Below are 23,217 nucleotides of genomic sequence, written 5' to 3'. Positions count from 1 at the left end.
CCTCAGAAACCCAGGCTCAGTTGTTCGGCAATCGGCCCCAGGGCCAGGCTTGGCAGGAAGGTCAGGCCGCCCATCAGCAGGATGATCACCAGCAGCAAACCGGTGAACAGCGGGCCGTGGGTGGGGAAGCTGTTCTGCCCTTGCGGTGCGCGGTTCTTCGCCGCCAGGCTGCCGGCCAGGGCCAGCACCGGCAGGATGTAGCCGAAGCGGCCAATGAGCATGGCCAAAGCGATCATGACGTTGTGGTACACCGTGTTGGCGCCAAAGCCGGCGAAGGCCGAACCGTTGTTGGCGGTGCCAGAGGTGTAGGCGTAGAGCAGCTGACTGAAGCCGTGCGCGCCGGGGTTGCTGACAGCACCGGCAGGGCCTGGCAGGCTGGCTGCGAGGGCGCCGAGCACCAGCACACCAAGCGGCATCACCAGCAAGGTCGCCACCAGCAGTTGGACTTCCCGCGCTTGCAGCTTCTTGCCCAGATATTCAGGCGTGCGACCGATCATCAGCCCCGCCAGAAACACTGCAATCAAGACGAACAGGAGCATGCCGTAGAGGCCCGCACCCACGCCGCCGAAGATTACCTCGCCGACCATCATGTTGAGCATCGCGACCATCCCGGTCAGCGGGTTGAGGCTGTCGTGCATGGCGTTGACCGAGCCGTTGGAAGCGGCGGTAGTGGTGACTGTCCAGAGCACCGAGCCGGTGGTGCCGAAGCGGCTTTCCTTGCCCTCCATCGGTGCCGACTGCTGCACCTGCTCACTGATCAGCGCTGGATTGGGCTGGTACTCGGCCCACAGCGCAGTAGCCCCGCCGATCAGGAACAGCGCCAGCATGCAGGCGAGAATCGCCCGGCTCTGGCGCAGGTCCTTGACGTAGTGGCCGAAGGTGAACACCAGCGCCACCGGGATCAGGATGATCGACGCCAGCTCGAACAGGTTGCTCCAGGCCGTGGGGTTTTCGAACGGATGGGCCGAGTTGACACCAAAGAAGCCGCCGCCATTGGTGCCCAGTTGCTTGATTGCGATCTGGCTTGCGGCCGGCCCGAGCGGGATAGTCTGGTCAGCGCCTTGCAGGGTCACGGCATGGGCGTAATCGGCAAAGGTCTGTGGCACGCCCTGCCACACCAGCAACAGCGCCAGCAGCAGGCACAGCGGCAACAGGCCGTAGAGGGTGGCGCGGGTCATGTCGACCCAGAAGTTGCCGACCGTTGTCGCCGAACGCCGGGCAATCCCGCGGCACAGCGCGACCAGCACGGCCAGGCCGGTCGCGGCGCTGACGAAGTTCTGCACGGTCAGGCCGAGCATCTGGCTCAGGTAACTAAGCGACGCTTCGCCACTGTAGGCCTGCCAGTTGGTGTTGGTGACAAAGCTCACCGCCGTGTTCAATGCCAATGACCAGTCCTGGCCCGGCAACCGTTGCGGATTGAGTGGCAGGTAACCCTGCAGCATCAACACGGCGAACAGCAGGACAAACCCGGCCAGGTTGAACGTCAGCAGGGCCAGCGCGTACTGCTTCCAGCTCTGCTCCTGCTCGGCCTGGACGCCCGCCAGCCGGTAGCAGCCGCGCTCCAGCGGGCCGAGCGCCGGCGACAGCCAGGTGCGCTGGCCTTCCATGACCTTGTAGTAGAAGCGCCCGAGCCGAGGCGCGGGCAGCAGCACGATGGCAAAAAACGCCAGCAGCAAGGCGAAATCATAACTGTGCATGGCCGCTCCCTAGCTGTGGTCGGCGCGCAACAGCGCGACCAGCAGGTAAACCGCCAACGCCACTGCCAAGAGCAGTGACACGCCTTCAAGCATGTACATGAGCCAATCTCCCCGGAATGCGGCGTGGGCCGCTTTGCAAGGATTGTCCGGGGGATGGCCGTAAAGGAACGAGAGCGAGCGCTGGTTCAGCGCATAAAGAAAGCGTAAAGCCTGCTAGGGTTGCACGCTCGGCTGAGTGCTGCGGCTCCAGTCCAGCAACAGGCTGTAGGCCACGGCGAGCAGGGTCGGGCCGATGAACAGGCCGATGAAGCCAAACGCGATCAGGCCGCCGAATACCCCGAGCAGCACGATCACCAGCGGCAGATTGCCGCCACGGCTGATCAGGTACGGTTTGAGCACGTTGTCCACGCCGCTGATGACGAAGGTGCCCCAGATACCGAGAAACACTGCCATGCCGTAGTGCCCCTGCCACACCAGCCACGCGGTGGCGGGCAGCCACGCCAGCGGCGGCCCCATCGGAATCAGGCTGAGCATGAAGGTCACCAGACCGAGCACAATCGCCCCCGGCACGCCAGCGATGAGGAAACCGATCATCGCCAGCAGGCCTTGCGCCGCCGCCGTGCCGATCACGCCGTTGACTACGCGCTGCACGGTGCCGGCGACCAGTTCCAGGTAGTACTCGGCGCGCTCGCCGATCAGCCGCTGCAGCAGGCGCAGGACAAATGCCGCCAGCCGCGGGCCGTCGCGGTAGAAGAAGAATACAAAGACCAGGCTCAACGACAGCTCGAGCACGCCGCCGCCAATTTGCGCGCTGCGCGCCAGCAGCCAGTTGCCGACCTGGCCGAAGTAAGGTTTGGCCGATGCCAGCAGCGCCGCACCCTGCTGGTCAAGGGAGTTCCACCAGGTCAGCAGGCGCTCACCGACCAGCGGAATACTGCCCAGCCAGGCCGGTGCCTCGGGCAGGCCATCGACCTGCACATCGCGAATAAACGCCGTGGCATCGCGAATATGGTCAGCCAGGTTGAAGCCGAGCCACACCAGTGGCAGCGCCACGATCAGAATCCACAGGGTGGTCAGCACTGCCGCAGCCAGGGTTTCACGTCCGCCCAGCCAACGGGTGAGCAGGCGCATCAGCGGCCAGCTGGCAAACGCCAGGATTGCGCCCCACAGCAGTGCCGAGATGAACGGCGCCATTACCCACAAGCCGGCGCCCAGCAGCGCCAACAGCAGAATCTGTACCAGCAGGCGATCATTGTTGGCCACAGGTGCACTCACTTAACGAATCAATTCCAGATGCAACCCCTCGGTCTCGGCAGTGCCGACCTCCAGCCGTGCAGCGCGTACGCCCATCTTGACCAACTGCTCGCGCCAATCTTCAGCCTGCTCGCCACTCAGGCTGACGCGCAAAGTGCTGTCCAGATTCAGGCTGCGACCGAGCAGGGTCACCCAGGCCGGCAACGGTGCCGTCAGGTCAGGATAGTCAAGCTTGCCGGTGTCGCGCAGCTCACGCATGACCGTGGCCGAGGTCGGCAGCAGCTCGCCCAGCGGCGACTCGGCAATAAATTCCTCGACATGCAGGTAAACCCGCTTGTTACCCGCAGTGACGCTGTACAAGGCAACCAGCGTATCGGCTTCCTCGGCCGAGCGGCGCAGCAGGATAAACGCCTGCTGCTCATCGCCACCGTTGAGCCTGGCGTTCTTGAACACCTCGTTGGCCCACAGGCTGGCTTCGCCGCAGTCGCGTTTTTCACACCAGAACAGCGGATAACCGCCCTCCTCCTGCAGTGCTTCGCGGGCGCTGGTAAACGCTTCGCGTGCGGTGCGTTCGGCGGGCAGCTGGTAGGTCACGGAGCTGACCTGGCCGCGGCTCTCGACCTTGTCGTCAACTCGCAGCCGGCCGCTGATCTTGCGCAACGGGCCGAGGGGGTAAACCCGCTCCTGCTCCAGCGCCGGGCGCTGATCGACTATCTTGGCGTCCAGCGGCACTGGCAGGCTGCCGGCCCACAGCAGCGGGCTGGCAAGACCCAGGCAGCCGGCAACCAGAATTCGAATACTCATCGGCCTCCCTTGCCGCTGGCGGCGTGGGTGGCGAGGGGGTAAATGTCAGGCATGTCCATGGTTGTCTCCCTGTTCAACCTGCCAAGCCTCGGCACTTGTCCGGAGCAAGTCAAGAAAACCCGCAGAAGCGATTGATACAGTCTGCGACAATGGTCGCGCCCTGCTCGTCGTTCAGGTGCAAGTGATGACCGCCAGGCAGGCGCACCTGCTCGAAGGGTAGCTGCTCCAGCAGCGCCGTGTGGCGCGCGAGCATGCCATCCGCCGCAACCACCAGGCAGGTCGGGCATTCGATGCGCTGAACAAAGGCCATGGCCTGCGCCTCACTCAAGCGCGCTGGCGACGGCAGGGTCAGACGACTGTCGCTGCGCCAGCTATAGCCGCCCGGCACCGGCATCAGGCCGCGTTGAGCGAGCAGTTCGGCAGCTTCACGGCTGACCGCGACCATACCCTTCATACGCGCCTCGATGCCTTGTTCGAGGCTCGGATAGATCGACTTGCGTTTGCTGTCCAGGCGTAACTGCGCCTGCAGGGCCATGCCCAGCCGCTGCGCAGCATCCTGCTCGGCGCCGGTAGGCGGCAGCACGCCGTCGATCAGCAGCAAACGACTGATCCGCTCTGGCAGCGCTCCGGCCAGCTGCGCCGAAATGATTGCGCCCAGCGAATGGCCGAGCAGGCCAAAGCGCTGCCAGCCGAGCTGCTCGGCAACCCGCACGACATCGTGGGCATAATCGGCCAGCGCATAGCTGGCACCCGCCGGGCGATGCTCTGAATAGCCATGGCCAGCCAGGTCCAGCGCAACGATACGCAACCCGCGCAGCAGCGGCGCCAGCCGGGCGAAGCTGTTGGCATTGTCCAGCCAGCCGTGCAGCGCGATCACCGGCTCGCCATTCTCCGGGCCAAACAGATGAGCCGCCAATTCGATGTGGCCCAGATTGAGCCGGATTTCCTCGACCTGCGCGCTCATGGCTGCCCCCAACGATCAAACAGTCCTTTGATCAAGCTGGCGGTATCAGCGGGGCGCTCCAGCGGGAACATATGCCCGCCCGGCACGCTGTGGTATTCGCCCAGCGGCATGCTGCGCACGGCAAAGGCGTGATGACGGCGGATCACCCGGCTGCGATCGCCGCGAACCATGGCCAGCGGCACCTGCAGTTGGCGCGCCGGTGCCGGGCTCAAGTGCGGGATACTGCGATAGATGCTGATCTCGGTGGCGGGATCGAAGCGCAGGCGCAGGCCGCCCTCAGCTGCTTCCAAGCCATGCTCCAGATAGGCCTCGAGGCAGTCTGGGTCAAAATGACGGAACAGCGTCTTGCCAGTGAAGTAGCCCCGCGCACTGTCCCGATCAGCAAACACAGCGCGGCGGTTCAGGGTACGCCCGGCCGGGGTAATGCGGTCGATGAAGCCAAAACGTTTGGCCGTGCGCAGCAGCCACTGATCGGCGCGGGTCAACACTGGCGAATCGAGCATGACCACGCCGCGGTAATAGTGCGGGCAGCGCAGCGCCGCGTGCAGGTGCAATACCCCGCCCAGAGAATGGCCAACACCCCACACCGGCCCTGGCTGCTGTGCCAGGTGGTGGAGCAGTTCATCGACTAGGTTTAGCCAGTTGTCATCGACCGGGAAGCGCGGGTCGTGGCCGTGCTGGAGCAGATGCTGAACCTGATAGTCCGGCGCGAGCGCAGCAAACAGCTTGCCGTAGGTGGCCGAGGGGAAGCCATTGGCGTGGGCGAAGAAGATTTGCTGCGACATGGCCGCCTGCTCTCACGAATAGAGTGCCCATTGTCGGCAAGCGCAGCGGCCGCGGCAACGTCCGGATAGGTCATCGCCAAGGGCGTTCAGGTCATCGCCGGTTCAATCGAAGCTGGCCATCGACCGGCGCAGGCACGCCTGCATGTAGGCCAATTGATACTCGAGTGCCTCGCGAGCCTGGGCCTTGTCCGCTTCTTCGAGCTTGGAGCGGCGCAGCGCAAGGCAGCTGGTCTGCAGCAGATGCGCCATACGAATGCTCGCCTGGCGCAGTTGCTCAAGCTCATATTGGCCTTCGCACTTGCCCAGCAGGCGATTGAAGCTGGCATCCGCGCAATCCTGCAGCAAACGGTGCTCGGCAAAGTCCGGCACGCCATGCTCGTTCAGTTTGTCCAGCACCCGCTGTGGGCTCACCGAGCTCACCAATTCAAGACGTCGACTACTCATCCACTACTCCCTGTTACACGGTTCGACTCTCACGCGATCAACGCTAGCAATCAGCCGAACGCCCAGGCAACTGGCAGAAATGCCAGTTGCCGCAGGCTAGCCGGGATGACTCAAGGCTTTCAGTGACATCAAACCAGGCAACGGCCAGTCCCCTTCCAGCTCGGCCAGGCTGGCGGTGCTCATGGCTGCCGGCTGTTGCAAATGGCCGTGCTCAAGCATGCCGACCAATGCGCCTACCAGCGGCTGGTGGCTGACCAGCAAGACGTGCTCAAAGCCCAATTGTTCAAGCTCGGTGATGGCTTCACGCACGCTGCTTTCTGGGGTGAGCCAGGCCACCGTACGCAGCGGCTGAGGAAAATCGAGGGTTTCCTGCACCAATGCAGCGGTTTGCTGAGCACGCACGTAAGGGCTCACCAGAATCGCCTGCAGTGGTTGCCCCAGCAGCCGCGCTGCGCTGTACAGGACCTGCTCGCGGCCGTGGCTGGTCAGGCGCCGTTCGGCATCGCTATTAGCACGTGGCTCGGCTTCGCCGTGACGCAGGATCCACAGTTTCACAGCTTGGGCTCCTCATCACGCACCGGATGGGGCGCGGCCTCTACAACGTGTGGCGCCTCACCCTCGGGTGCGCGTGGGGTTGGCCAATCGGAAAACGGCCACGGCTTGCGATCGCTGTGAAAGGTGCCAAAGCGACCGATCTGCGCCAGAAACTGGCTCAGGCTGTCGCCAAAGTTCATCAGGCTGGCACTCGGCGCGCCGTAGACCAGACGGTAGATCAGCTGCACCAGCACCAGGCCGGCCAGCAGCAATTCGGCCAACTGCCAGACCACCAGGAACACGAGCATCCACAGCACCCGCAGGATGATCGATTCGCGCTCCACGCGCTCGGGGGTATCGCTCATGTATTGCTCCTTGCTGTGCTCAGCGTTTAGTTGAAGCCGCTGGTGGAAATGAAGTCGACGTCGGTTTTCGGTTCCGCGCGCATCAGGTGTTCGATGACCTGATTCAAGGTGCGCCCTTCGAACAGGATCGCATGCAGCCCGGCTACCAGTGGCATGTACACCTGGGCGTCATCGGCCTTGGCCTTGAGCACCTTGATGGTGTTCACGCCCTCGGCCACTTCGCCCAGCCGGCTCACCGCTTCTTCCAGCGACAAACCCTGGCCCAGCGCATAGCCGACCTGGTAGTTGCGGCTTTTCGGCGACGAGCAGGTGACGATCAGGTCACCGACCCCGGCAAGGCCGAGGAAGGTCATCGGGTTGGCGCCCAGGCTGACGGCGAACCGAGTCATTTCGGCCAGCGCGCGTGTGATCAGCATGCTCTTGGTGTTTTCACCCATGCCCAGCGCCACGGCCATACCGGCAATGATCGCGTAGACGTTTTTCAGTGCGCCGCCCAGTTCGACACCGAAGCGGTCGGCACTGGCATAGACGCGGAAGGTGCGCCCATGCAGTACCTCTTGCACGCTCAGGCACAGCGCTTCGTCTTCGCTGGCGACCACCGTGGCGGTCAGTGCGTGTTCGGCGATTTCGCGCGCAAGGTTGGGCCCGGAGAGCACCCCAATACGCGCCTCGGGGGCGATTTCTTCGAGAATCTGGCTCATCAGCTTGAAGCTCTGCGCCTCGATGCCCTTGGTCAGGCTCACCAGGCACTTGCCGCGCAGCAGCTCGGCATGCGGCGCCAGGACGCTGCGCAAGGCGCTGGATGGCAGCGCAACAAAAATCAGTTGTGCAGCTTGCAGGGTGGCCAGCAGGTCATTGACCGGCTCGACGCCGTCCTGCAAGCGGATACCTTTGAGGTAGCGCGGGTTTTCGCGGTTGACGCGCATCGCCTGCGCCTGGTCCGGATCGCGCATCCACTGGCGCACAGGGTTGCCGTTTTCGGCCAGCAGGTTGGCCACGGCGGTGCCGAAGCTGCCGCCTCCAAGAACTGCAACAGGTTGCTGTTCAGTCATATCCAGTCCGTTAAAGCCAAAGTTGAGTGGCGACGGGCGCATTATACGGGCCAGATGCGGCATAACCAGAGGCACGCGGTGTCAGCCTGTTACTCGCTCGACGGCGTAGCCAGCATGGATGGGGCTGCTGGAAAAACCTCTGCGGTCGGTTAACATGCGCGTTTCCTGCTGAAACAAGGCTGTAACGTGTTGTCTGGCACGCCGCCCTTCCCTCGCCTGCTATTACTGACTGCCCTGCTTGGCGGGCCAGCTGTGGCCGACGACCTGTTTATTGACAACCAGGACCTGCCGCAAGTTCTCACCGCCACCCGACTTAAACAATCTGCAGCCGGCGTACCGGGCAGCATGACTGTGCTCGACAGCCAGTTGATCCGCGCCAGCGGCGCCCGCGACATCCCCGAGCTGTTGCGGCTGGTGCCGGGCATGATGATCGGCTACGGCGCCAGCAACCAGCCGACGGTCAACTACCATGGCAGCAACGTCAGCGAGGCGCGGCGCATGCAGGTGCTGATCGACGGCCGCTCGGTGTACCGCGCAGGCCTGGCCACCGTCGACTGGAGCGATATCCCGGTAGCACTTGAGGATATTGAGCGGATCGAGGTGTTTCGCGGGCCAAACACGGTCAGTTATGGCGCCAATGCCCTGATGGCGGTGGTCAACATCCTCACCCGAAGCCCTGCCGACAGCCAGGGCACGCGCCTCAAGCTGAGCCGCGGGGCGGATGGCGTCAACGACTTTTACGCCAGCCAGGGCTTGGGCTGGGAGGGCGGCGACCTGCGTCTGTCAATGTCCGGCCAGGAGGATGACGGCTTCGATCACGACCAGTCGGGCGCTGACTACCGCGACAGCCGCCGGCTCAACCGGATCAACCTGAGCGTGCTGCAGCAGTTGGCGAGCAACCAGACGCTGGAGTGGCAACTGGCGGCCAAGGAAGGCAGCAATCAGCGCCCCTACACCTATCAGCCGGTGTTTCCCTACGTCACCGCCCGTGGCAACAATGCAGACGTCAAGGCCAAGGACTACGCTGGCTCGCTGCGCTGGAACATTGATTTCAATGACCAGCACAGTCTCTATGTACAGGGCTCGGCGCAGCACTTCGACCGCCAGCAAGTGTGGCGTGCCTGCGATGCGGCATTGTCGTTCAGCCCAGCCCTGACTCGACTGTGGCAGCTCGACTCGAACTACGCCGAGCAGGTCGCCCGCAACATCGTCAACCCGCCGGCCAACAACAATCCTGCGCTGCAGGCACTGCGCGATCAGGTCAAGACCCAGTGGGACAGCCAGGGCGGCAGCCAGGTCGTGTGCGGTGATGTCGACCAAAGCACCCGGGAAACCCGCTACGACCTGGAAATCCAGGACACCCTGAGCCTGACCGACAACCTGCGCCTGCTCAGCGGCGCCAACTTTCGCTATGACCAGGCTGACTCGCAGACCTATTTCAATGGCACCCTGAGCGACCACACCTGGCGCCTGTTCGGCCAGCTGGAATGGCGCGCCGACGAGCACTGGATCATCCAGGGCGGAACCATGTTCGAGGACAGCCGCCTGTCCGGCAGCTCGCTGACGCCGCGCCTGGCGGTCAACTACCTGATCACCCCGCGTCATGGCCTGCGCGCGGTGTATTCCGAAGCAGTGCGCTCACCCGACATGTTCGAGAACAACGTCAACTGGAGCTATACGGTCAATAACCTCAGCCCCTATCAGCCTGGCCTGGGCAGGGGCGAGTACTTCGTCAAGACCCGCGGCCCGGGCGATCTCGATCAGGAGCGGATGCGCTCGCGTGAACTGGGCTACAACGGCAGCTTCAGCGAAATCGGTCTGAACCTTGACCTGAAGGTCTTCTACGACGAAATCAGCGGCATGATCAGCGAGCCGCTGCGCAATAACCAGTACATCGCCAGCAACAGCAACAAGGCCCGTTTCAGCGGCAGTGAGCTGCAACTCGATTGGCACCTTGGCCAGCGTGACCGGCTGCGCCTGACCTACGCTTATGTCGACGCCTGGGCCAGCAACCGCAACGACAGCGAAGCCAGTGCGCGCAATAGCGGCTCTGCCGGCTGGTTGCGCGACTGGGGCGATGGCTGGTCGAGTGCGCTGTTCTACTACGGCGATGACGCGCTTAACCAGTATCGCTATGAGCGGGTTGACCTGCGCCTGGCCAAGCGCTTGCGCATTCGGCGCAGCAACCTTGAGCTGGCCGCGCTGTGGCAGCAGCGTCTGGACGATGAACCGATCACCCTCGCGCAGAACCGCTACGACAGTCGTCAGCGCCTGAGCGTCAGCGCGGAGCTGGAGTTCTGATGGCGCGCTTGCTCGGTCTGCTGCTGATCTGCCTGTGGCCACTGGCGACACTGTCGGCCAATGAGGTGCTGGTGGTCGGCGCCAGCGACCAGGCTGGAATGCGCAGCTTCGCCCAGGCACTGCAAGTTCGCCGTGGCAATGATCAGGTGCACTTCCAACCCGTCTCAAGCTTGCCGCCCCCCAGCCAACTGCCGCGTGACCTGCGCCTGATCCTGCTCGACCGCGCCGCGCTGCAATGGCGCATGAGCGAATCCGCCGGGCCGCGCGCATTGCTCATGCGGGTCAGCCGCGTCGAGGCCGAACATCTGCTGGGGGCAGATCGCCCGGGCTACCTGAGCCTGCTCTGGAACGATCCGCCGTTGGCCCGGCAGTTGCGCCTGACCCGCTTGCTGATGCCGCAGGCACGACGAATCGGCGTGCTCTATGGCCAGCACAGCCACTTTTTGCTCAATGAGTTGCGCCAGGCCGCACGGCCGCTGGGGCTTGAGATCGTTGCCCAGCCCTGGCCAGACCTGCGCGACAGCCGCCCGCTACAGCAAGTGCTGGCTGACAGCGACGTACTGCTCGGCCTGGATGACCCTGATCTGTATAACGCCAAGACCGCGAAAAACGTCTTGCTCAGTAGCTACGGCCGGCAAATGGCGCTGATCGGCCCCAACGCCGGTTTTGTCCGTGCCGGCGCCTTGGCCAGCACCTATAGCGACCAGGACGACTGGCTGGCAGTGCTCGACCAATTGCTCGATCAGCCGCCAGCTCGCTGGCCACGCAGCTTGTACCCTGTCCATTTCGGCGTCAGCGGCAACCAACAGGTGGCGCGCGCGCTGGGCCTCGAACCGATCGACCCGCAGGCCGCCGCACTGGCCCTGGCCGCAGGAGAGTCCACCCCATGAGTAAACGCCTGAGCTGGGATATCCATACCCGCACCCAGATCATCAGCCTGGGGCCGGCCCTGCTGCTGACGCTGCTGCTGATCAGCTTCTTCACCTTCGTGCGCATTCAGGATTTGCGTCAGGAGCTAAATCACACCGGGCAACTGATCGCCAATCAGCTGGCCCCGGCTTCCGAATACGGGGTTATCTCAGGCAACAATGAAGTGCTCGACAGCCTGATGCGCGCCACTTTGAGCATCCCCCATGTGCGCTTCCTCGAGGTTCAGGATGGCCGCAACAATATTCTGGTGTATGTCGAGCAGGCCGATGAGAGCGCCAACCGCGCACAGCGGGTCGAGGTGTTCCAGGCGCCGATCCGTCTGCAGCAGATCCGCCTGGACAGTGACTTCCTGCCACCCACCAAGACCACCTTGCCGGGCATCACCGATGATTACCTGGGCCGGGTCATCGTCGGCATGTCGGACGATGCCTTCAACCAGCGCCAGCAGGAGATTGTGATCAAGGCCGGCATCCTCGCCCTGTTTGCCCTGCTCTTCACGTTCCTGGTGGCGCGGCGCCTGGCACGCAGCCTGGCCGAGCCGATCAGCGACATGGGGCTTGCCGTCAAGGCGATTCAGCAAGGCACCTTCAATACCCCGGTGCCGGTGGTCGATGACAACGAACTGGGCAACCTGGCGCGGCACATCAACAACCTCGCCAGCGCCCTTGAGCAGGCCAGCCAGGAGCAGCGTCAGGCAATCGCGCAACTGACCCAGGCGCGCGAGGAAGCCGAACAGGCCAACCGCGCCAAGTCGGACTTTCTAGCGATGATGAGCCACGAGTTGCGCACACCGATGAACGGCGTGCTCGGCATGTTGCAGTTACTGGAAACCACCCAGATGACCGTCGAGCAGGCCGAGTACACCTCTGTCGCCAGTGAATCGACCGGGCATCTGCTCAAAGTCATCAACGACATCCTCGATTTCTCGCGTATCGAGCGCACCCAGCTTGAGCTGGAACACATCGAATTCAGCCTTGGCGAACTGATCACCAGCAGTGTGCAAGCCTTCCAGCACAGCGCCCAGCAGCGTGGCCTGGGCTTGCACCTGCAGTTGCCCGCTGGCGCCGAGCACATGCGCGTCTATGGCGACCCGACGCGGATTCGCCAAATCCTGCTCAACCTGATTGGCAATGCATTGAAATTTACCGAGCAAGGCAGGGTCGAAATCGAGCCGCGCTGGCAATTGGCCGATACGGGTGGGCTATGGTTCACCTGCGCGGTTCGCGACACCGGCATCGGCATCGACGACCAGCATCTGGAAAGCATGTTCGTTGCCTTCCAGCAGGCCGACAGTTCGATCTCGCGCCGCTACGGCGGCACGGGGTTGGGGTTGGCCATCGCGCGAACCCTGGCAGAGCGCATGGGCGGCCGCCTGCACGCACAGAGCCGCGCGGGGCGGGGCTCGACGTTCACCCTGGAAATACCGCTGACGCTTGCGGCCGCGAGCCACCCGGCCAGACAGCCGTGACTGGCGATAAATGTTAAAGTGCGGCAGTCTTAATGCTGGACAGGCGCGCCGCTGGGCCTGAAAATACCGGTTTCAGTGAACACCTGTACTCATTTACCAGGATCACTGTGACTTTCACCACAACGCAATAGTCTATCTGTAGGCTGCCGCCTTGAGCCCTTTGGTGCTCAGGGATGGCCGGGAAGATTCATCCCCTGCCGCATGGGGATTATTGAGGAGCTCGCATGACCAAACAAAACGCCTTTACTCGGGAAGACCTGCTGCGCTGCAGTCGCGGTGAGCTGTTCGGCCCAGGTAACGCGCAACTGCCCGCCCCCAACATGTTGATGGTTGATCGCATCACGCATATCAGCGAGGAAGGCGGCAAGTTCGGCAAAGGTGAATTGGTCGCTGAGCTGGATATCACTCCAGACCTGTGGTTCTTTGCCTGCCACTTCGAAGGTGATCCGGTCATGCCGGGCTGCCTGGGCCTCGATGCCATGTGGCAGCTGGTCGGCTTCTTCCTCGGCTGGCAGGGCTTGCCGGGTCGCGGTCGCGCACTGGGCTCTGGCGAAGTGAAATTCTTCGGCCAGGTGTTGCCTACTGCGAAGAAAGTCACCTACAACATTCATATCAAGCGCGTCCTGAAAGGCAAGCTGAACATGGCCATCGCCGATGGCTCGGTCAGTGTCGACGGCCGCGAGATCTACACGGCCGAAGCCCTCCGGGTCGGCGTGTTCACCTCCACTGACAATTTCTAAGGGTTATTCGCATGCGCCGCGTCGTTATCACTGGTCTGGGCATCGTATCGTGCCTGGGCAATGACAAAGAGACCGTCACCGAAAACCTGCGCAAGAGCCGTCCGGGCATTCGTTTCAACCCGGAATACAAGGAAATGGGGCTGCGCAGCCAGGTTTCCGGCTCCATCGACCTGAACCTCGAAGAACTGATCGACCGCAAGGTGTTCCGCTTCGTCGGTCACGCCGCTGCCTACGCCTACCTGGCGATGCAGGACGCGATCAAGGATTCGGGGTTGAGCGAAGAGCAGGTTTCCAACCCACGCACCGGCCTGGTAGCAGGCTCCGGCGGCGCATCGACCCTGAACCAGATGGAAGCGCTGGACACCCTGCGCGAGAAAGGCGTCAAGCGCGTCGGTCCGTACCGGGTTACCCGCACCATGGGCAGCACCGTTTCCGCGTGCCTGGCCACGCCGTTCAAGATCAAGGGTATCAACTACTCGATCTCGTCGGCCTGCGCCACCAGTGCACACTGCATCGGTACCGCTCTGGAGCAGATCCAGTGGGGCAAGCAGGACATCGTCTTTGCCGGTGGCGGTGAAGAAGAGCACTGGAGCCAGTCGTTCCTGTTCGATGCCATGGGCGCCCTGTCGACCAAGCGCAACGAAACGCCTGAGCTGGCTTCGCGCGCCTACGACGCTGACCGTGACGGTTTCGTCATCGCTGGCGGCGGCGGCATGGTCGTGGTCGAAGAGCTGGAACACGCCCTCGCCCGCGGTGCCAAGATCTACGCTGAAATCGTCGGCTACGGTGCAACCTCCGACGGTTACGACATGGTCGCTCCGAGCGGCGAAGGCGCGATCCGCTGCATGCAGCAGGCGCTGTCGACCGTTGATACACCAATCGACTACCTCAACACTCACGGCACCTCGACTCCGGTCGGCGACGTCGCCGAGATGAAAGGTGTGCGTGAAGTGTTCAAGGACAAGGCACCGAAGATCAGCTCGACCAAGAGCCTGTCCGGCCACTCGCTGGGCGCCGCTGGCGTGCACGAGGCGATCTACTGCCTGCTGATGATGGAAAACAACTTCATCGCCGGCTCCGCCAACATCGATGAGCTGGACCCGGAAGTTGCTGACCTGCCGATCCAGCGTGAAACCATCGAAAACGCGAAGATCGACACCGTCATGAGCAACAGCTTCGGCTTCGGCGGCACCAACGCCACCCTGGTGCTCAAGCGCTGGGAAGGCAAATAAAGCCTGACTGCTGCACTGAAAACGCCCCGACTGGTTCGGGGCGTTTTGTTTTCGGCGTTTGCGTTGCCTGGCGCGGCTCAGTGCTCCTTGGGCAGCACCGCCAGGAAGTTGTCCCGCGCCACCTTGTGCGCCACCTCTTCGCTCAAGGCATCCAGGAATGGATCGAAGCCATGCAGCTCCTTGCCCAGGCTGTCGAACCGACCAACCACATCCGAACCCAACATGAACCGGTCAGGGTACTGCTCGACCAACTCGACCCAGGCCTTGCGCGGCTTGCCTGCATCGTCGAGCAGATACGGCTCGAGCACACTCCAGGACAAGTCGATGTACAGGTTCGGATAGTCCTTCAACAATCGCGTTACTACCGGCAAGAGAAAGTCCATCTGCGTCTGATGGCGATGAATCTCCATGCTGGTACCGGCATGCGCCCAGATGAATCGTGTGTGCGGATGGTTGCGCAGGGGCTCTTCCAGCTCGGCCAGGTACAGTGGGTTGCGCTCGCGCTTGGAGGTGATGTTGGAGTGGATCAGCACGGGCAGGTCACGTTCTGCGGCCAGGTGATAAATCCGTGTCATGGCCTCGTTGTTGGCCCTCGGCGTATCGCCGCTGGTCAGCGCAGTAAGGTCGTCATGGCGGGTGAACACCTCGCCGATGCCCTGCCACATTCCCGGGTACAGCTCGAGCATACGCTCGATGTGGCTGGCTGCATTCTTGTCGACCGGATTGAAGCCGGTCAGGAATGGATGGAAGCGCTTGCGCTGTTCGGCCGGCAGCTTTTCCAATGCGGCCGCCACATAGACGTCAGTGGCGCTGTACCAGTAGGCATCGGCATCATCACCGGCGTAGTAGCGCGGGCGCTTGGGTTCGTCCTCGTGCCACTTCTTCGCCACTGACACCCCGGAAATCATCGACTGGTCGATACCGGCATCGTCCATCGCCGCAAGCAGGGCCGGCATGCCCTCGGATTCCTGGAAAAAGTCGACGTAATGCAGATGGGCATCGCTGTAGCGGTAGTCGCGCGCCTGCGCCGCGTGGCACAGCAGGCCCGAGACCAGCACCGCAGCCAGTGCTCTGGCGATCATGGCAGTTTCCTTGAGCTGATTCGAACAGAGTAGACCCGCGCCTGGTGGCCACGGTTCAGCAATGGCTGGCAAACCGCTATGCTTGCAGCCTCAGCCCTGTGCCTGGAGCCATGCATGAGCCGCCCGTTGATCATCCGCCCACGCGCCGAAGCCATCGCAGGCCAGCCCATTCTGCGGCCGCTACCCTCGGCGCAGTGCCGCAGCGTCGGCCCGTTCGTGTTCTTCGACCATATGCTGGCAACCGACTACGCTGCGGGCAGTGGCATGGACATCCACCAACATCCACACATCGGCCTGGCGACCCTGACCTACCTGTTCGAAGGCGAACTGCTGCACAAGGACAGCATTGGCTCTGATCAACGTGTGCGGCCTGGCGAGGTCAGCTGGATGAGCGCCGGTCGTGGCGTGGCCCATGTCGAGCGCACGCCGGCCGAGCTGGTCGCAAGCGGCTCACGCCTGCATGGGCTGCAGGTGTGGCTGGCTGCGCCGCGTGAACACGAGCAGGCACTGCCCAGTTACAGCCATCACTGCGCAGCGAGCTTGCCGGTCAGCGACACCCTGGGGGTGCGTATCTGTCTGATTGCCGGTCAAGGCTTTTGCCTTGAATCGCCGGTACCGGTGCTTTCCCCTACCCTGTACGCGCACATCGGCATGCAACCGGCAACCAGCCTGCTGATCCCCACTGAACATACCCAGCGTGCGCTGTATCTGCTGGAGGGCGAGGTGTTACTCGATGATGAGCCGGTCGAGCCGCACAGCTTGCTGGTGCTGCCAGAAGGCGAGGAACTGACGCTGTACGCGCAAGGTGAATGCCAACTGGCACTGATCGGCGGCGCGCCGCTGGATGGGCCGCGGCGGATGAACTGGAACTTTGTTGCCAGCGACCCGGCACTGATCGAACAGGCGCGGGCCAACTGGGCAGCCGGGCAATGGCCAGTGGTAGCCGGAGAAACCCAGCGGATCGAGTTACCCCGCTAGCGAAGCAGGATCCGGTTTGAACACTTCTTCGAGCAGATTGTGCATGGCCTTGAACGCGCGCTGCGAGGTGCGCCAGTCAAACTGCATCTTGCCCGGTACGTTTGCCGCCGGGTCGGTGAACGAATGCACCGCACCGCCGTAGCTGACCAGTTGCCAATCGACCTTGGCCGCGTTCATTTCCTGCTCGAAGGCAGGTAGCTGCTCGCGGGGTACCAGTGGATCGCTGGCGCCGTGCAGCACCAGTACCGAACCTTTGATGTTGCCGGCATCGGCGCTATCAGGTGTGTCGAGGGTGCCGTGGAAGGAGACAGTGGCTTTCAGATCAGCGCCACTGCGGGCCAGCTCCAGTGCACAGCAACCACCAAAACAGAAGCCGAACGCCGCCACCTTGCCCGGCGCCAGCAGCGCCCTGGACTGCCCCAGCAACTGGGCCAGGGCGGCATGCATGCGCTTGCGCAGCTCACCACGATCGTTTTTCAGCGGCATCATGGCGGCGCCCGCTTCATCTGCATTGGTCGGCCGCACCGACTGTCCATAGAGGTCGGCGATCAGCACCACATAGCCCTTCTCGGCGACTTCCCTGGCAATGCGCTCGGCACCTTCGCCGATGCCCATCCAGTTCGGCGCCATCAGCAGAGCAGGTTTTGCTTCTGCGCCTGGGGCGTATACCAAGCGGCTCTCGTAAGCCTTGCCGGCGTGGTGATAGACCAACGATTCGACGATTGCTTTGCTCATCAAGCTTCTCCTTGTCCTGGTACAAAAGACCGTAATAAAAAAGCCCGCCGAAGCGGGCTTATTCAGCGCTTATCTCAAGCAGACAGCTCGACCAGCAGCTTGTTCAGGCGACGCACATACGCCGCAGGGTCCTTGAGGCTGTCGCCAGCGGCCAAGGCAGCCTGATCGAAGAGGATGTGCGAAAGCTCGCCGAAACGATCCTCGCTCTGCTCGTGATCGAGTTTCTCGATCAGCGGGTGAGCCGGGTTGAATTCGAAGATAGGCTTCGAATCCGGCACTTTCTGCCCGCTGGCCTCGAGAATCTGACGCATCTGCAGGCCCAGGTCCTGCTCACCGATGGCCAGGATGGCTGGCGAGTCGGTCAGGCGATGGGAAACACGCACTTCAGCAACACTGTCACCCAGCGCAGCTTTCAGACGCTCGACCAGACCTTCTTTTTCCTTGGCGACTTCTTCCTGGGCTTTCTTGTCTTCTTCCGAATCCAGCTTGCCCAGGTCAAGGTCACCGCGGGCAACATCGACAAAGCTCTTGCCGTCGAAGTCGCTCAGGTAGCTCATCAGCCACTCGTCGATACGATCGGTCAGCAGCAGCACTTCGATGCCTTTCTTGCGGAAGACCTCAAGGTGCGGGCTGTTCTTGACCTGCGCGTAGGTTTCGCCGGTGAGGTAGTAGATCTTGTCCTGGCCTTCTTTGGCACGGGCCAGGTAGTCAGCCAGCGACACACTTTGCTCGCCGCTGTCGTCGTGGGTTGAAGCAAAGCGCAGCAGGCCGGCGATCTTCTCTTTGTTGGCGAAATCTTCTGCCGGGCCTTCCTTGAGGACCTGGCCGAAGTTCTTCCAGAAGCCCTTGTATTGCTCGGGTTCGTTCTTCGCCAGCTTCTCGAGCATGTCCAGCACACGCTTGGTCAGCGCGGTTTTCATCGAGTCGATGATCGGGTCTTTCTGCAGGATCTCGCGCGAAACGTTCAGCGACAGGTCATTGGAGTCAACCACGCCCTTGATGAAACGCAGGTACAACGGCAGGAACGACTCGGCCTGGTCCATGATGAACACACGCTGCACGTACAGCTTCAGGCCACGCGGCGCTTCGCGCTGGTACAGGTCGAACGGCGCGCGGGCCGGGACGTACAGCAGCGAGTTGTATTCGAGCTTGCCTTCGACCTTGTTGTGGCTCCAGGCCAGCGGGTTTTCGAAGTCATGGCCGATGTGCTTGTAGAACTCTTGGTATTCCTCGTCCTTGACCTCGGTACGCGGACGGGTCCACAGGGCGCTGGCGCGGTTGACGGTTTCCCATTCCTGCGCCGGTGCGGCTTCGCCTTCAGCGGCTTCGGCCTGCTCTTTAGGCAGCTGGATTGGCAGGGCAATGTGGTCGGAGTACTTCTTCACGACGTTGCGCAGGCGCCAGCCGTCAGCAAACTCCTGTTCTTCCTTCTTCAGGTGCAGAACGATGCGCGTGCCGCGTTGTGGCTTGTCGATGGTGGCAACTTCGAACTCGCCCTCGCCTTTCGACGACCAGTGCACGCCTTCAGCAGCTGGCTGACCAGCACGACGGCTGTAGACGTCGACCTGGTCGGCGACGATGAACGCCGAATAGAAGCCCACGCCGAACTGACCGATCAGGTGCGAATCCTTTTTCTGGTCGCCGCTGAGGTTTTTCATGAAATCGGCAGTGCCCGACTTGGCAATGGTGCCCAGGTGCGCAATGACATCTTCACGGCTCATGCCGATGCCGTTGTCTTCCAGGGTCACGGTGCCGGCCTCGGCATCGAAGCTGACGCGGATTTTCAGGTCGGCGTCGCCCTCGAGCAGCTCTGGCTTGGCCAGGGCTTCAAAACGCAGCTTGTCAGCGGCGTCGGAGGCGTTGGAAATCAGCTCGCGAAGGAAAATTTCCTTGTTCGAGTACAGCGAGTGGATCATGAGGTGCAGCAGTTGCTTTACCTCGGTCTGGAAGCCCAGGGTTTCTTTTTGTGTCTCCACACTCATGGTCTTCAAAACTCCGATCTGATGGCAATGGTCGCCTGGCAGGCCGCGGTGGCCGGCGTTTACGGCGGGATGTCCAACAGATGGGGGCATGGCGGACTATTTCAAGGGCTTTTCCGGTTCGATCTTGAAATGAGCACGGGCCATGGCGATCGGCAGGTTGCGATCGTCCTGCCAGGCACTGATCGCGACATTGGTCACCCGCCGCCCCTGGCGCCAGAGCTGGCAGCTGGCGTAGGTGTCGCGCAGATAGCCGGCACGCAGGTAGTCGATGGAGAAATCGATGATTTTCGGAATGCTCGCGCTTTCGCTATAGACCAGCAGGTAGAGCGCTGCCGAGAGCTCCATGAAACCTGCGATGACACCACCATGAATGGCCGGCAACAGCGGATTGCCGACATTGTCGGCACTGGCTGGCAAGCGGAACAACAGCTGCTCGCCCTGGCGCTCGCACTCGATACCGATGAGCCCTGCATAAGGAATCAATGACAGCAGTGGTGCGTAATCACCCACAGCGTGGGCCTGATTGAGGCGCTGGCGAACGTCTGCCGGAATCATCAGCCCTGCCCTCCATCAAGCTTGCCAGCAAAGCGGATACCACCCCTGGCCTGCTGACCCAGGCGCATGAAAGTCCCCACCACCTGGCAGATAGGTTGCTCGGGGTCATCCTGATACGCCATGCCACGGGTGAAAATCACATCGCGGGTAACACGATAACAGTGTGCGTGGCCGTAGATATCCTTGCCGGCCTCGGCGGGGTGCATATAGTCGATGCGCAGGTCCAGGGTCGGGCACACTTCGAACTGCGCCAACGAACACAAAGTGGCCATGCCGCAGGTGGTGTCCATCAACGTGGTCAGCGCGCCGCCATGGACCGCACCGGTCTGTGGATTGCCAACCAGCAGCGGCGACCAAGGCAGCACCAGGGTCATGCCGCCAGCATCAGCTTGATGCACGCGCATGTTCAATAACTGGCAATGCCGGAGTGCCGACAGAAAGCGCTCAGCCATGGCCGTCAGAGACGAATCGATCACCGTTAAGCCCTCGTTGGCGTGACAGCACAAGCGCGTTGAAAATTCCAGAGTGGACGCGCACTTATATATCTGTAATCTCTGTGGAACTAATTTCGCGCACTTGAACTCGAAGGTTCAAGTAAGTTATTCCACCCAAGGAGAGACACCCCATGCGTAAACCTTTTGCTTTTGCTCTGATGCTGGCTGCTGCCATGGGCCTGGCTGCTTGCGACAAGGCAAGCGAAAACAAGGCTCAAGATGCACAGGAACACGCTGAGCAAGCCCAGGAAAAAGCGGGCGAAGCTCAGGATAAGATGAATGAAGCTGCCAAGGAAAACGCCGAAGCTGCCAAAGACCAGGCTGAAGCGCAGCAAAAAGCAGCTGAAGAAGCTGCTGACAAAGGCGAGCCGGCCCCGACTGCACCAGTCAAGCCGTAATCGCAGCACATTAAAAAACCCGACATTGTCGGGTTTTTTTATGCCTGAAGTTTAACGATTAACCGTTTCAGTCAACACCGCGGTCGGCTCTTTCGGCGCGTCAGGAGGGACACTTTCAGTCGGCGTGAACACCATCACTTCCAATACATCGGAGTGGAACTCGCGGCGATAAAGAATCAGCACTACGCCCAGGCTGACGACCATGAACAGCCACGGGTTGATGAACCAGGTCAACATGGCCATGCCGAAGTAATAGGCGCGCAAGCCCAAGTTGAACTGGTTGGCCGCAAGTGACAGCACCCGTGCTGCCCGCGCGGCAAATGCCTTGCGCTCAAGCTCGTTGACCAGGCGCTCGCCGATCATCGGCGCCGAGCCCACCAGCACCGCTGCAAAGTTGTACTGGCGCATGCACCAGCTGAAGGTGAAGAAGGCGTAGACGAACACCGCCGCCAGGCCTAACAGCTTCACTTCCGACATGCCCTGCGAAGCCACCTGCACATACGGCAGGTCGGCCAGCAGCGATACGGCGCGGTCCGACGCCCCCAGCACCGTGAGGATACCGGCAAGGATGATCAACGTGCTGGAAGCGAAGAACGATGCATTGCGCTCAAGGTTGCCGATCACACTGGCATCGGCAATGCGGTTGTCGCGCAGCAGCATGCGCCGCATCCAGTCTTCCCGATAGAGGTGCAGAACGCTGGCCAGGCAGGCCGTATCGCGGCCCTTCCAGATTGCGTAGCGGGTGTAACCACCCCAGCACAGGGCAAACCAGCAGACTGCCAACAGGTTGCTCAGGTTGCTTTGGATAAAGCTCATGCAGGTTCTCGACCGTTCAGGTGCACAAAAGGATATCGGTTTCGACGCCCGAATGTGGCAAAAGACACGCGTTGAACTACAAAAGCTGCGCCCCCTCGCCAACCACCCAGGTTGCCACGCTTCGGCTCACACGCCTGCACCTGCAGTGAGCGCCTGCGGCGCATGACCAGGGCCTGCTGCACCCCAACCCAGTGCCTTGTAAAGGGCGATGACGTGGACATACGAGGCTGTCTCCGCCTGGGCAAGCTCCTGCTGGATCTCGAACAGGGCGCGTTGATTTTCCAGCACTGCCAAGTAGCTGCCCGAGCCCGCGCGATAGCGCGCCATCGCGATGTCGAGTGCTGCCTGGCCATGAGTGGCCGATTGCAGCATCCTGGCCACACGCGTTTGTTGCTGGGTGAGCTGGGTAACAGCGTGCTCAACCTCCTCCTGAGCCTGCAGCAAGGACTGCTCGTAGCCTGCCAGGGCGCCCTCCGATAGCGCCTGCGCCCCGCGCAAGCGCGCACGCGCGCTGCCCAGGCGCAGTGCAGGCCAGCTGACGCCAGGCGCAACCTCGAATGCGCGTGATGCGCTGCCGATGGTGTTGCCGCCCAGGGCGATGAACCCGATGAAGCCACCCAGGTCCACACGCGGGTACAGTTCGGCAGTCGCAGCGCCGACGTCTTCAGTGCTCGCTGCCAGCAAGCGCTCGGCACGCACCACGTCGGGCCTGGCGCGGAGCAGGCGATCGACGTCGCCCAGCGGCAATTGCCTGACCAGAGGTGGCGATGATGGCGCGTCGAAGTTGACTGAATGGTGGCCTGGCCGATAACCCGTCAGCACATCGAGCCGTAAGCGCATTTGCTCAAGCATTACTGCCAGCGGCGGAATGGCGGCCTCGCTGCGCAACAGGTTGGCGCGGGCGTTCTCCAGATCCTCCGGGGAGCCGCTGCCCGACATTACGCGGGCCTGGACCAACTGCAGCGTTTCTTGCCAGCTCTGTGCCTGCGCTCGAGCCAGTTGCAGTCTGTGCTGCGCGCCTTGGCCCTCGTAATAGGCACGCGCAACTTCGGCGGCAATGGTCAGTTGGATCAAGTCCAATTCTGCCTGCATTGCCTGCGAACGAGCTTGTGCCGACTGGCTCAGGCGGTTCAGACGCCCGAACAAATCGATCTCCCACTGAGCATCGAAACCTGTCCGCCAGCTTTCGCTCAGCCTGCGTTCGACCTTACCGTCAGCGTCGGCTTGTTGCGCGATGCTGCGCAGATAGCCAGCTTGCGCGGTGACGGTGGGCAGTCGATCCAGGCGGCGTTCATCGGACACCGCGCGAGAAGCCTGCAGGTTGGCCTGGGCCTGGCGAATGTCATGGTTGTGCGTCAGTGCCGTGGAGATAAGCTGAGTGAGCCGCTGTTCATCGAAGAACGTCCACCACGGCGCCTGACTCAGCGCCGCATTGAACTGGCTCGCCTGCTTGCTCTGCACTGCAATCGGCGGCGTGACAGGTTGAACGTATTGCGGTCCTACCGCGCAGCCGAGCACCGCGCTGACACTGGCCATCAAGACCCATGGGTACAGTTTTTTCATGATGCGCTCCCCTGCTCCGCTGCGCCCTCACAAGTATCGACTTC

General features: G+C 62.3%; 23 protein-coding genes and 1 pseudogene. 7 read left to right on the top strand and 17 right to left on the bottom strand.

All coding sequences use genetic code 11. The features are described 5' to 3' along the window. Window positions 1-2 precede the first annotated feature (2 nt). The 10 genes from kdpA to ACIOAU_RS03920 all read right to left on the bottom strand — a co-directional run bounded on the left by kdpA (window position 3) and on the right by ACIOAU_RS03920 (window position 7,899). Window positions 3-1,697: a potassium-transporting ATPase subunit KdpA gene (kdpA, locus tag ACIOAU_RS03965; RefSeq protein WP_401180076.1), complete on the bottom strand. Its 1,695-nt coding sequence runs from the start codon at window positions 1,695-1,697 to the stop codon at window positions 3-5. Between the two features lie 9 nt (window positions 1,698-1,706). Then, the gene (gene kdpF, locus ACIOAU_RS03960) at window positions 1,707-1,796 is read right to left on the bottom strand and encodes a K(+)-transporting ATPase subunit F (RefSeq protein WP_101318193.1); all 90 of its coding nucleotides are present in this window, start codon (window positions 1,794-1,796) and stop codon (window positions 1,707-1,709) included. A 114-nt stretch (window positions 1,797-1,910) separates the two neighbouring features. Continuing rightward, window positions 1,911-2,960, bottom strand: a complete 1,050-nt coding sequence (locus ACIOAU_RS03955) for an AI-2E family transporter (RefSeq protein ID WP_101322976.1) — start codon at window positions 2,958-2,960, stop codon at window positions 1,911-1,913. 12 nt (window positions 2,961-2,972) lie between these two features. Further along, the gene (locus ACIOAU_RS03950) at window positions 2,973-3,755 is read right to left on the bottom strand and encodes a DUF4892 domain-containing protein (RefSeq protein WP_101318191.1); all 783 of its coding nucleotides are present in this window, start codon (window positions 3,753-3,755) and stop codon (window positions 2,973-2,975) included. A 109-nt stretch (window positions 3,756-3,864) separates the two neighbouring features. After that, window positions 3,865-4,719, bottom strand: coding sequence for an alpha/beta hydrolase (locus ACIOAU_RS03945; RefSeq protein WP_401180072.1), 855 nt, complete (start codon window positions 4,717-4,719; stop codon window positions 3,865-3,867). Next, the gene (locus tag ACIOAU_RS03940) at window positions 4,716-5,504 is read right to left on the bottom strand and encodes an alpha/beta fold hydrolase (RefSeq protein WP_188035672.1); all 789 of its coding nucleotides are present in this window, start codon (window positions 5,502-5,504) and stop codon (window positions 4,716-4,718) included. The genes ACIOAU_RS03945 and ACIOAU_RS03940 overlap by 4 nt, the downstream gene beginning before the upstream one ends. A 102-nt stretch (window positions 5,505-5,606) precedes the next feature. Further along, entirely contained in the window at window positions 5,607-5,948 is a 342-nt protein-coding gene (locus tag ACIOAU_RS03935) for a hypothetical protein (RefSeq protein WP_101318185.1), read from the bottom strand. A gap of 96 nt (window positions 5,949-6,044) precedes the next feature. Next, window positions 6,045-6,503: a phosphohistidine phosphatase SixA gene (gene sixA / locus ACIOAU_RS03930; protein WP_220633346.1), complete on the bottom strand. Its 459-nt coding sequence runs from the start codon at window positions 6,501-6,503 to the stop codon at window positions 6,045-6,047. Beyond that, a complete protein-coding gene (locus tag ACIOAU_RS03925; RefSeq protein ID WP_401180067.1) occupies window positions 6,500-6,847 on the bottom strand; it encodes a DUF4389 domain-containing protein in 348 nt (115 codons plus the stop codon). Before ACIOAU_RS03925 ends, sixA begins: the two co-directional genes overlap by 4 nt. Window positions 6,848-6,873: 26 nt before the next feature. After that, window positions 6,874-7,899, bottom strand: a complete 1,026-nt coding sequence (locus ACIOAU_RS03920) for an NAD(P)H-dependent glycerol-3-phosphate dehydrogenase (protein WP_150569687.1) — start codon at window positions 7,897-7,899, stop codon at window positions 6,874-6,876. A 186-nt stretch (window positions 7,900-8,085) separates the two neighbouring features. On the opposite strand from ACIOAU_RS03920, the gene ACIOAU_RS03915 reads away from it, so the two are divergent. The 5 genes and pseudogenes from ACIOAU_RS03915 to fabB all read left to right on the top strand — a co-directional run bounded on the left by ACIOAU_RS03915 (window position 8,086) and on the right by fabB (window position 14,570). Beyond that, a complete protein-coding gene (locus ACIOAU_RS03915; RefSeq protein WP_401180064.1) occupies window positions 8,086-10,200 on the top strand; it encodes a TonB-dependent receptor plug domain-containing protein in 2,115 nt (704 codons plus the stop codon). Continuing rightward, window positions 10,200-11,090 carry an ABC transporter substrate-binding protein gene (locus ACIOAU_RS03910; protein ID WP_188035669.1) on the top strand — a complete coding sequence of 297 codons (891 nt, stop codon included), beginning with the start codon at window positions 10,200-10,202 and terminating at the stop codon, window positions 11,088-11,090. Before ACIOAU_RS03915 ends, ACIOAU_RS03910 begins: the two co-directional genes overlap by 1 nt. After that, window positions 11,087-12,595 (top strand): annotated as a pseudogene (locus ACIOAU_RS03905) (ATP-binding protein); the annotation flags it as partial. The gene ACIOAU_RS03910 and the pseudogene ACIOAU_RS03905, both read left to right, overlap by 4 nt. A gap of 227 nt (window positions 12,596-12,822) precedes the next feature. Next, window positions 12,823-13,338, top strand: coding sequence for a 3-hydroxyacyl-[acyl-carrier-protein] dehydratase FabA (gene fabA, locus ACIOAU_RS03900; RefSeq protein ID WP_101318173.1), 516 nt, complete (start codon window positions 12,823-12,825; stop codon window positions 13,336-13,338). Window positions 13,339-13,349: 11 nt separating this feature from the next. Then, window positions 13,350-14,570 (top strand): beta-ketoacyl-ACP synthase I, encoded by a 1,221-nt coding sequence (gene fabB / locus ACIOAU_RS03895; protein ID WP_101318171.1) that lies wholly within the window; start codon window positions 13,350-13,352, stop codon window positions 14,568-14,570. 77 nt (window positions 14,571-14,647) lie between these two features. Here fabB and ACIOAU_RS03890 read toward each other — a convergent pair whose 3' ends face one another. Continuing rightward, entirely contained in the window at window positions 14,648-15,652 is a 1,005-nt protein-coding gene (locus ACIOAU_RS03890) for an amidohydrolase family protein (protein ID WP_401180061.1), read from the bottom strand. A 114-nt stretch (window positions 15,653-15,766) separates the two neighbouring features. Between ACIOAU_RS03890 and ACIOAU_RS03885 the strand changes: the two genes are divergently transcribed. Further along, window positions 15,767-16,630, top strand: coding sequence for a pirin family protein (locus tag ACIOAU_RS03885; protein ID WP_401180058.1), 864 nt, complete (start codon window positions 15,767-15,769; stop codon window positions 16,628-16,630). On the opposite strand, the gene ACIOAU_RS03880 is transcribed toward ACIOAU_RS03885, so the two are convergent. The 4 genes from ACIOAU_RS03880 to ACIOAU_RS03865 all read right to left on the bottom strand — a co-directional run bounded on the left by ACIOAU_RS03880 (window position 16,619) and on the right by ACIOAU_RS03865 (window position 20,378). Further along, the gene (locus ACIOAU_RS03880; protein ID WP_101318164.1) at window positions 16,619-17,365 is read right to left on the bottom strand and encodes a dienelactone hydrolase family protein; all 747 of its coding nucleotides are present in this window, start codon (window positions 17,363-17,365) and stop codon (window positions 16,619-16,621) included. The two genes, ACIOAU_RS03885 and ACIOAU_RS03880, sit on opposite strands and share 12 nt — an antisense overlap. A gap of 74 nt (window positions 17,366-17,439) precedes the next feature. Then, entirely contained in the window at window positions 17,440-19,347 is a 1,908-nt protein-coding gene (htpG, locus tag ACIOAU_RS03875; RefSeq protein ID WP_101318162.1) for a molecular chaperone HtpG, read from the bottom strand. Window positions 19,348-19,443: 96 nt separating this feature from the next. Further along, on the bottom strand, window positions 19,444-19,902 hold the full coding sequence (locus ACIOAU_RS03870) for a PaaI family thioesterase (protein WP_101318160.1): 459 nt from the start codon (window positions 19,900-19,902) through the stop codon (window positions 19,444-19,446). Then, entirely contained in the window at window positions 19,902-20,378 is a 477-nt protein-coding gene (locus ACIOAU_RS03865) for a PaaI family thioesterase (RefSeq protein WP_150569693.1), read from the bottom strand. The genes ACIOAU_RS03870 and ACIOAU_RS03865 overlap by 1 nt, the downstream gene beginning before the upstream one ends. Before the next feature lie 149 nt (window positions 20,379-20,527). Here ACIOAU_RS03865 and ACIOAU_RS03860 point away from each other — a divergent pair, with 149 nt between their 5' ends. Beyond that, window positions 20,528-20,794 (top strand): hypothetical protein, encoded by a 267-nt coding sequence (locus ACIOAU_RS03860; RefSeq protein WP_101318157.1) that lies wholly within the window; start codon window positions 20,528-20,530, stop codon window positions 20,792-20,794. Window positions 20,795-20,845: 51 nt separating this feature from the next. On the opposite strand, the gene ACIOAU_RS03855 is transcribed toward ACIOAU_RS03860, so the two are convergent. Further along, window positions 20,846-21,610 carry a DUF599 domain-containing protein gene (locus tag ACIOAU_RS03855; protein WP_401180052.1) on the bottom strand — a complete coding sequence of 255 codons (765 nt, stop codon included), beginning with the start codon at window positions 21,608-21,610 and terminating at the stop codon, window positions 20,846-20,848. Window positions 21,611-21,736: 126 nt separating this feature from the next. After that, window positions 21,737-23,173, bottom strand: coding sequence for an efflux transporter outer membrane subunit (locus tag ACIOAU_RS03850; protein WP_401180049.1), 1,437 nt, complete (start codon window positions 23,171-23,173; stop codon window positions 21,737-21,739). Between the last annotated feature and the right edge of the window lie 44 nt (window positions 23,174-23,217).

The sequence above is a fragment of the Pseudomonas sp. NPDC088322 genome (assembly GCF_044740745.1).
GTDB classification, from domain to species: Bacteria; Pseudomonadota; Gammaproteobacteria; order Pseudomonadales; family Pseudomonadaceae; genus Aquipseudomonas; species Aquipseudomonas shirazensis.
The sequence above is the reverse complement of the archived record's forward strand: the minus strand, read 5'-3'. Positions and strand labels throughout refer to the sequence as shown.

Coding starts and splice junctions, on each gene's coding strand:
- kdpA (WP_401180076.1), bottom strand. CDS start 1,697: ATGCACAGTTATGATTTCGCCTTGCTGCTGGCGTTTTTTGCCATCGTG.
- kdpF (WP_101318193.1), bottom strand. CDS start 1,796: ATGTACATGCTTGAAGGCGTGTCACTGCTCTTGGCAGTGGCGTTGGCG.
- ACIOAU_RS03950 (WP_101318191.1), bottom strand. CDS start 3,755: ATGAGTATTCGAATTCTGGTTGCCGGCTGCCTGGGTCTTGCCAGCCCG.
- ACIOAU_RS03945 (WP_401180072.1), bottom strand. CDS start 4,719: ATGAGCGCGCAGGTCGAGGAAATCCGGCTCAATCTGGGCCACATCGAA.
- ACIOAU_RS03940 (WP_188035672.1), bottom strand. CDS start 5,504: ATGTCGCAGCAAATCTTCTTCGCCCACGCCAATGGCTTCCCCTCGGCC.
- ACIOAU_RS03935 (WP_101318185.1), bottom strand. CDS start 5,948: ATGAGTAGTCGACGTCTTGAATTGGTGAGCTCGGTGAGCCCACAGCGG.
- ACIOAU_RS03925 (WP_401180067.1), bottom strand. CDS start 6,847: ATGAGCGATACCCCCGAGCGCGTGGAGCGCGAATCGATCATCCTGCGG.
- ACIOAU_RS03920 (WP_150569687.1), bottom strand. CDS start 7,899: ATGACTGAACAGCAACCTGTTGCAGTTCTTGGAGGCGGCAGCTTCGGC.
- ACIOAU_RS03910 (WP_188035669.1), top strand. CDS start 10,200: ATGGCGCGCTTGCTCGGTCTGCTGCTGATCTGCCTGTGGCCACTGGCG.
- fabA (WP_101318173.1), top strand. CDS start 12,823: ATGACCAAACAAAACGCCTTTACTCGGGAAGACCTGCTGCGCTGCAGT.
- fabB (WP_101318171.1), top strand. CDS start 13,350: ATGCGCCGCGTCGTTATCACTGGTCTGGGCATCGTATCGTGCCTGGGC.
- ACIOAU_RS03890 (WP_401180061.1), bottom strand. CDS start 15,652: ATGATCGCCAGAGCACTGGCTGCGGTGCTGGTCTCGGGCCTGCTGTGC.
- ACIOAU_RS03885 (WP_401180058.1), top strand. CDS start 15,767: ATGAGCCGCCCGTTGATCATCCGCCCACGCGCCGAAGCCATCGCAGGC.
- ACIOAU_RS03880 (WP_101318164.1), bottom strand. CDS start 17,365: ATGAGCAAAGCAATCGTCGAATCGTTGGTCTATCACCACGCCGGCAAG.
- htpG (WP_101318162.1), bottom strand. CDS start 19,347: ATGAGTGTGGAGACACAAAAAGAAACCCTGGGCTTCCAGACCGAGGTA.
- ACIOAU_RS03870 (WP_101318160.1), bottom strand. CDS start 19,902: ATGATTCCGGCAGACGTTCGCCAGCGCCTCAATCAGGCCCACGCTGTG.
- ACIOAU_RS03860 (WP_101318157.1), top strand. CDS start 20,528: ATGCGTAAACCTTTTGCTTTTGCTCTGATGCTGGCTGCTGCCATGGGC.
- ACIOAU_RS03855 (WP_401180052.1), bottom strand. CDS start 21,610: ATGAGCTTTATCCAAAGCAACCTGAGCAACCTGTTGGCAGTCTGCTGG.
- ACIOAU_RS03850 (WP_401180049.1), bottom strand. CDS start 23,173: ATGAAAAAACTGTACCCATGGGTCTTGATGGCCAGTGTCAGCGCGGTG.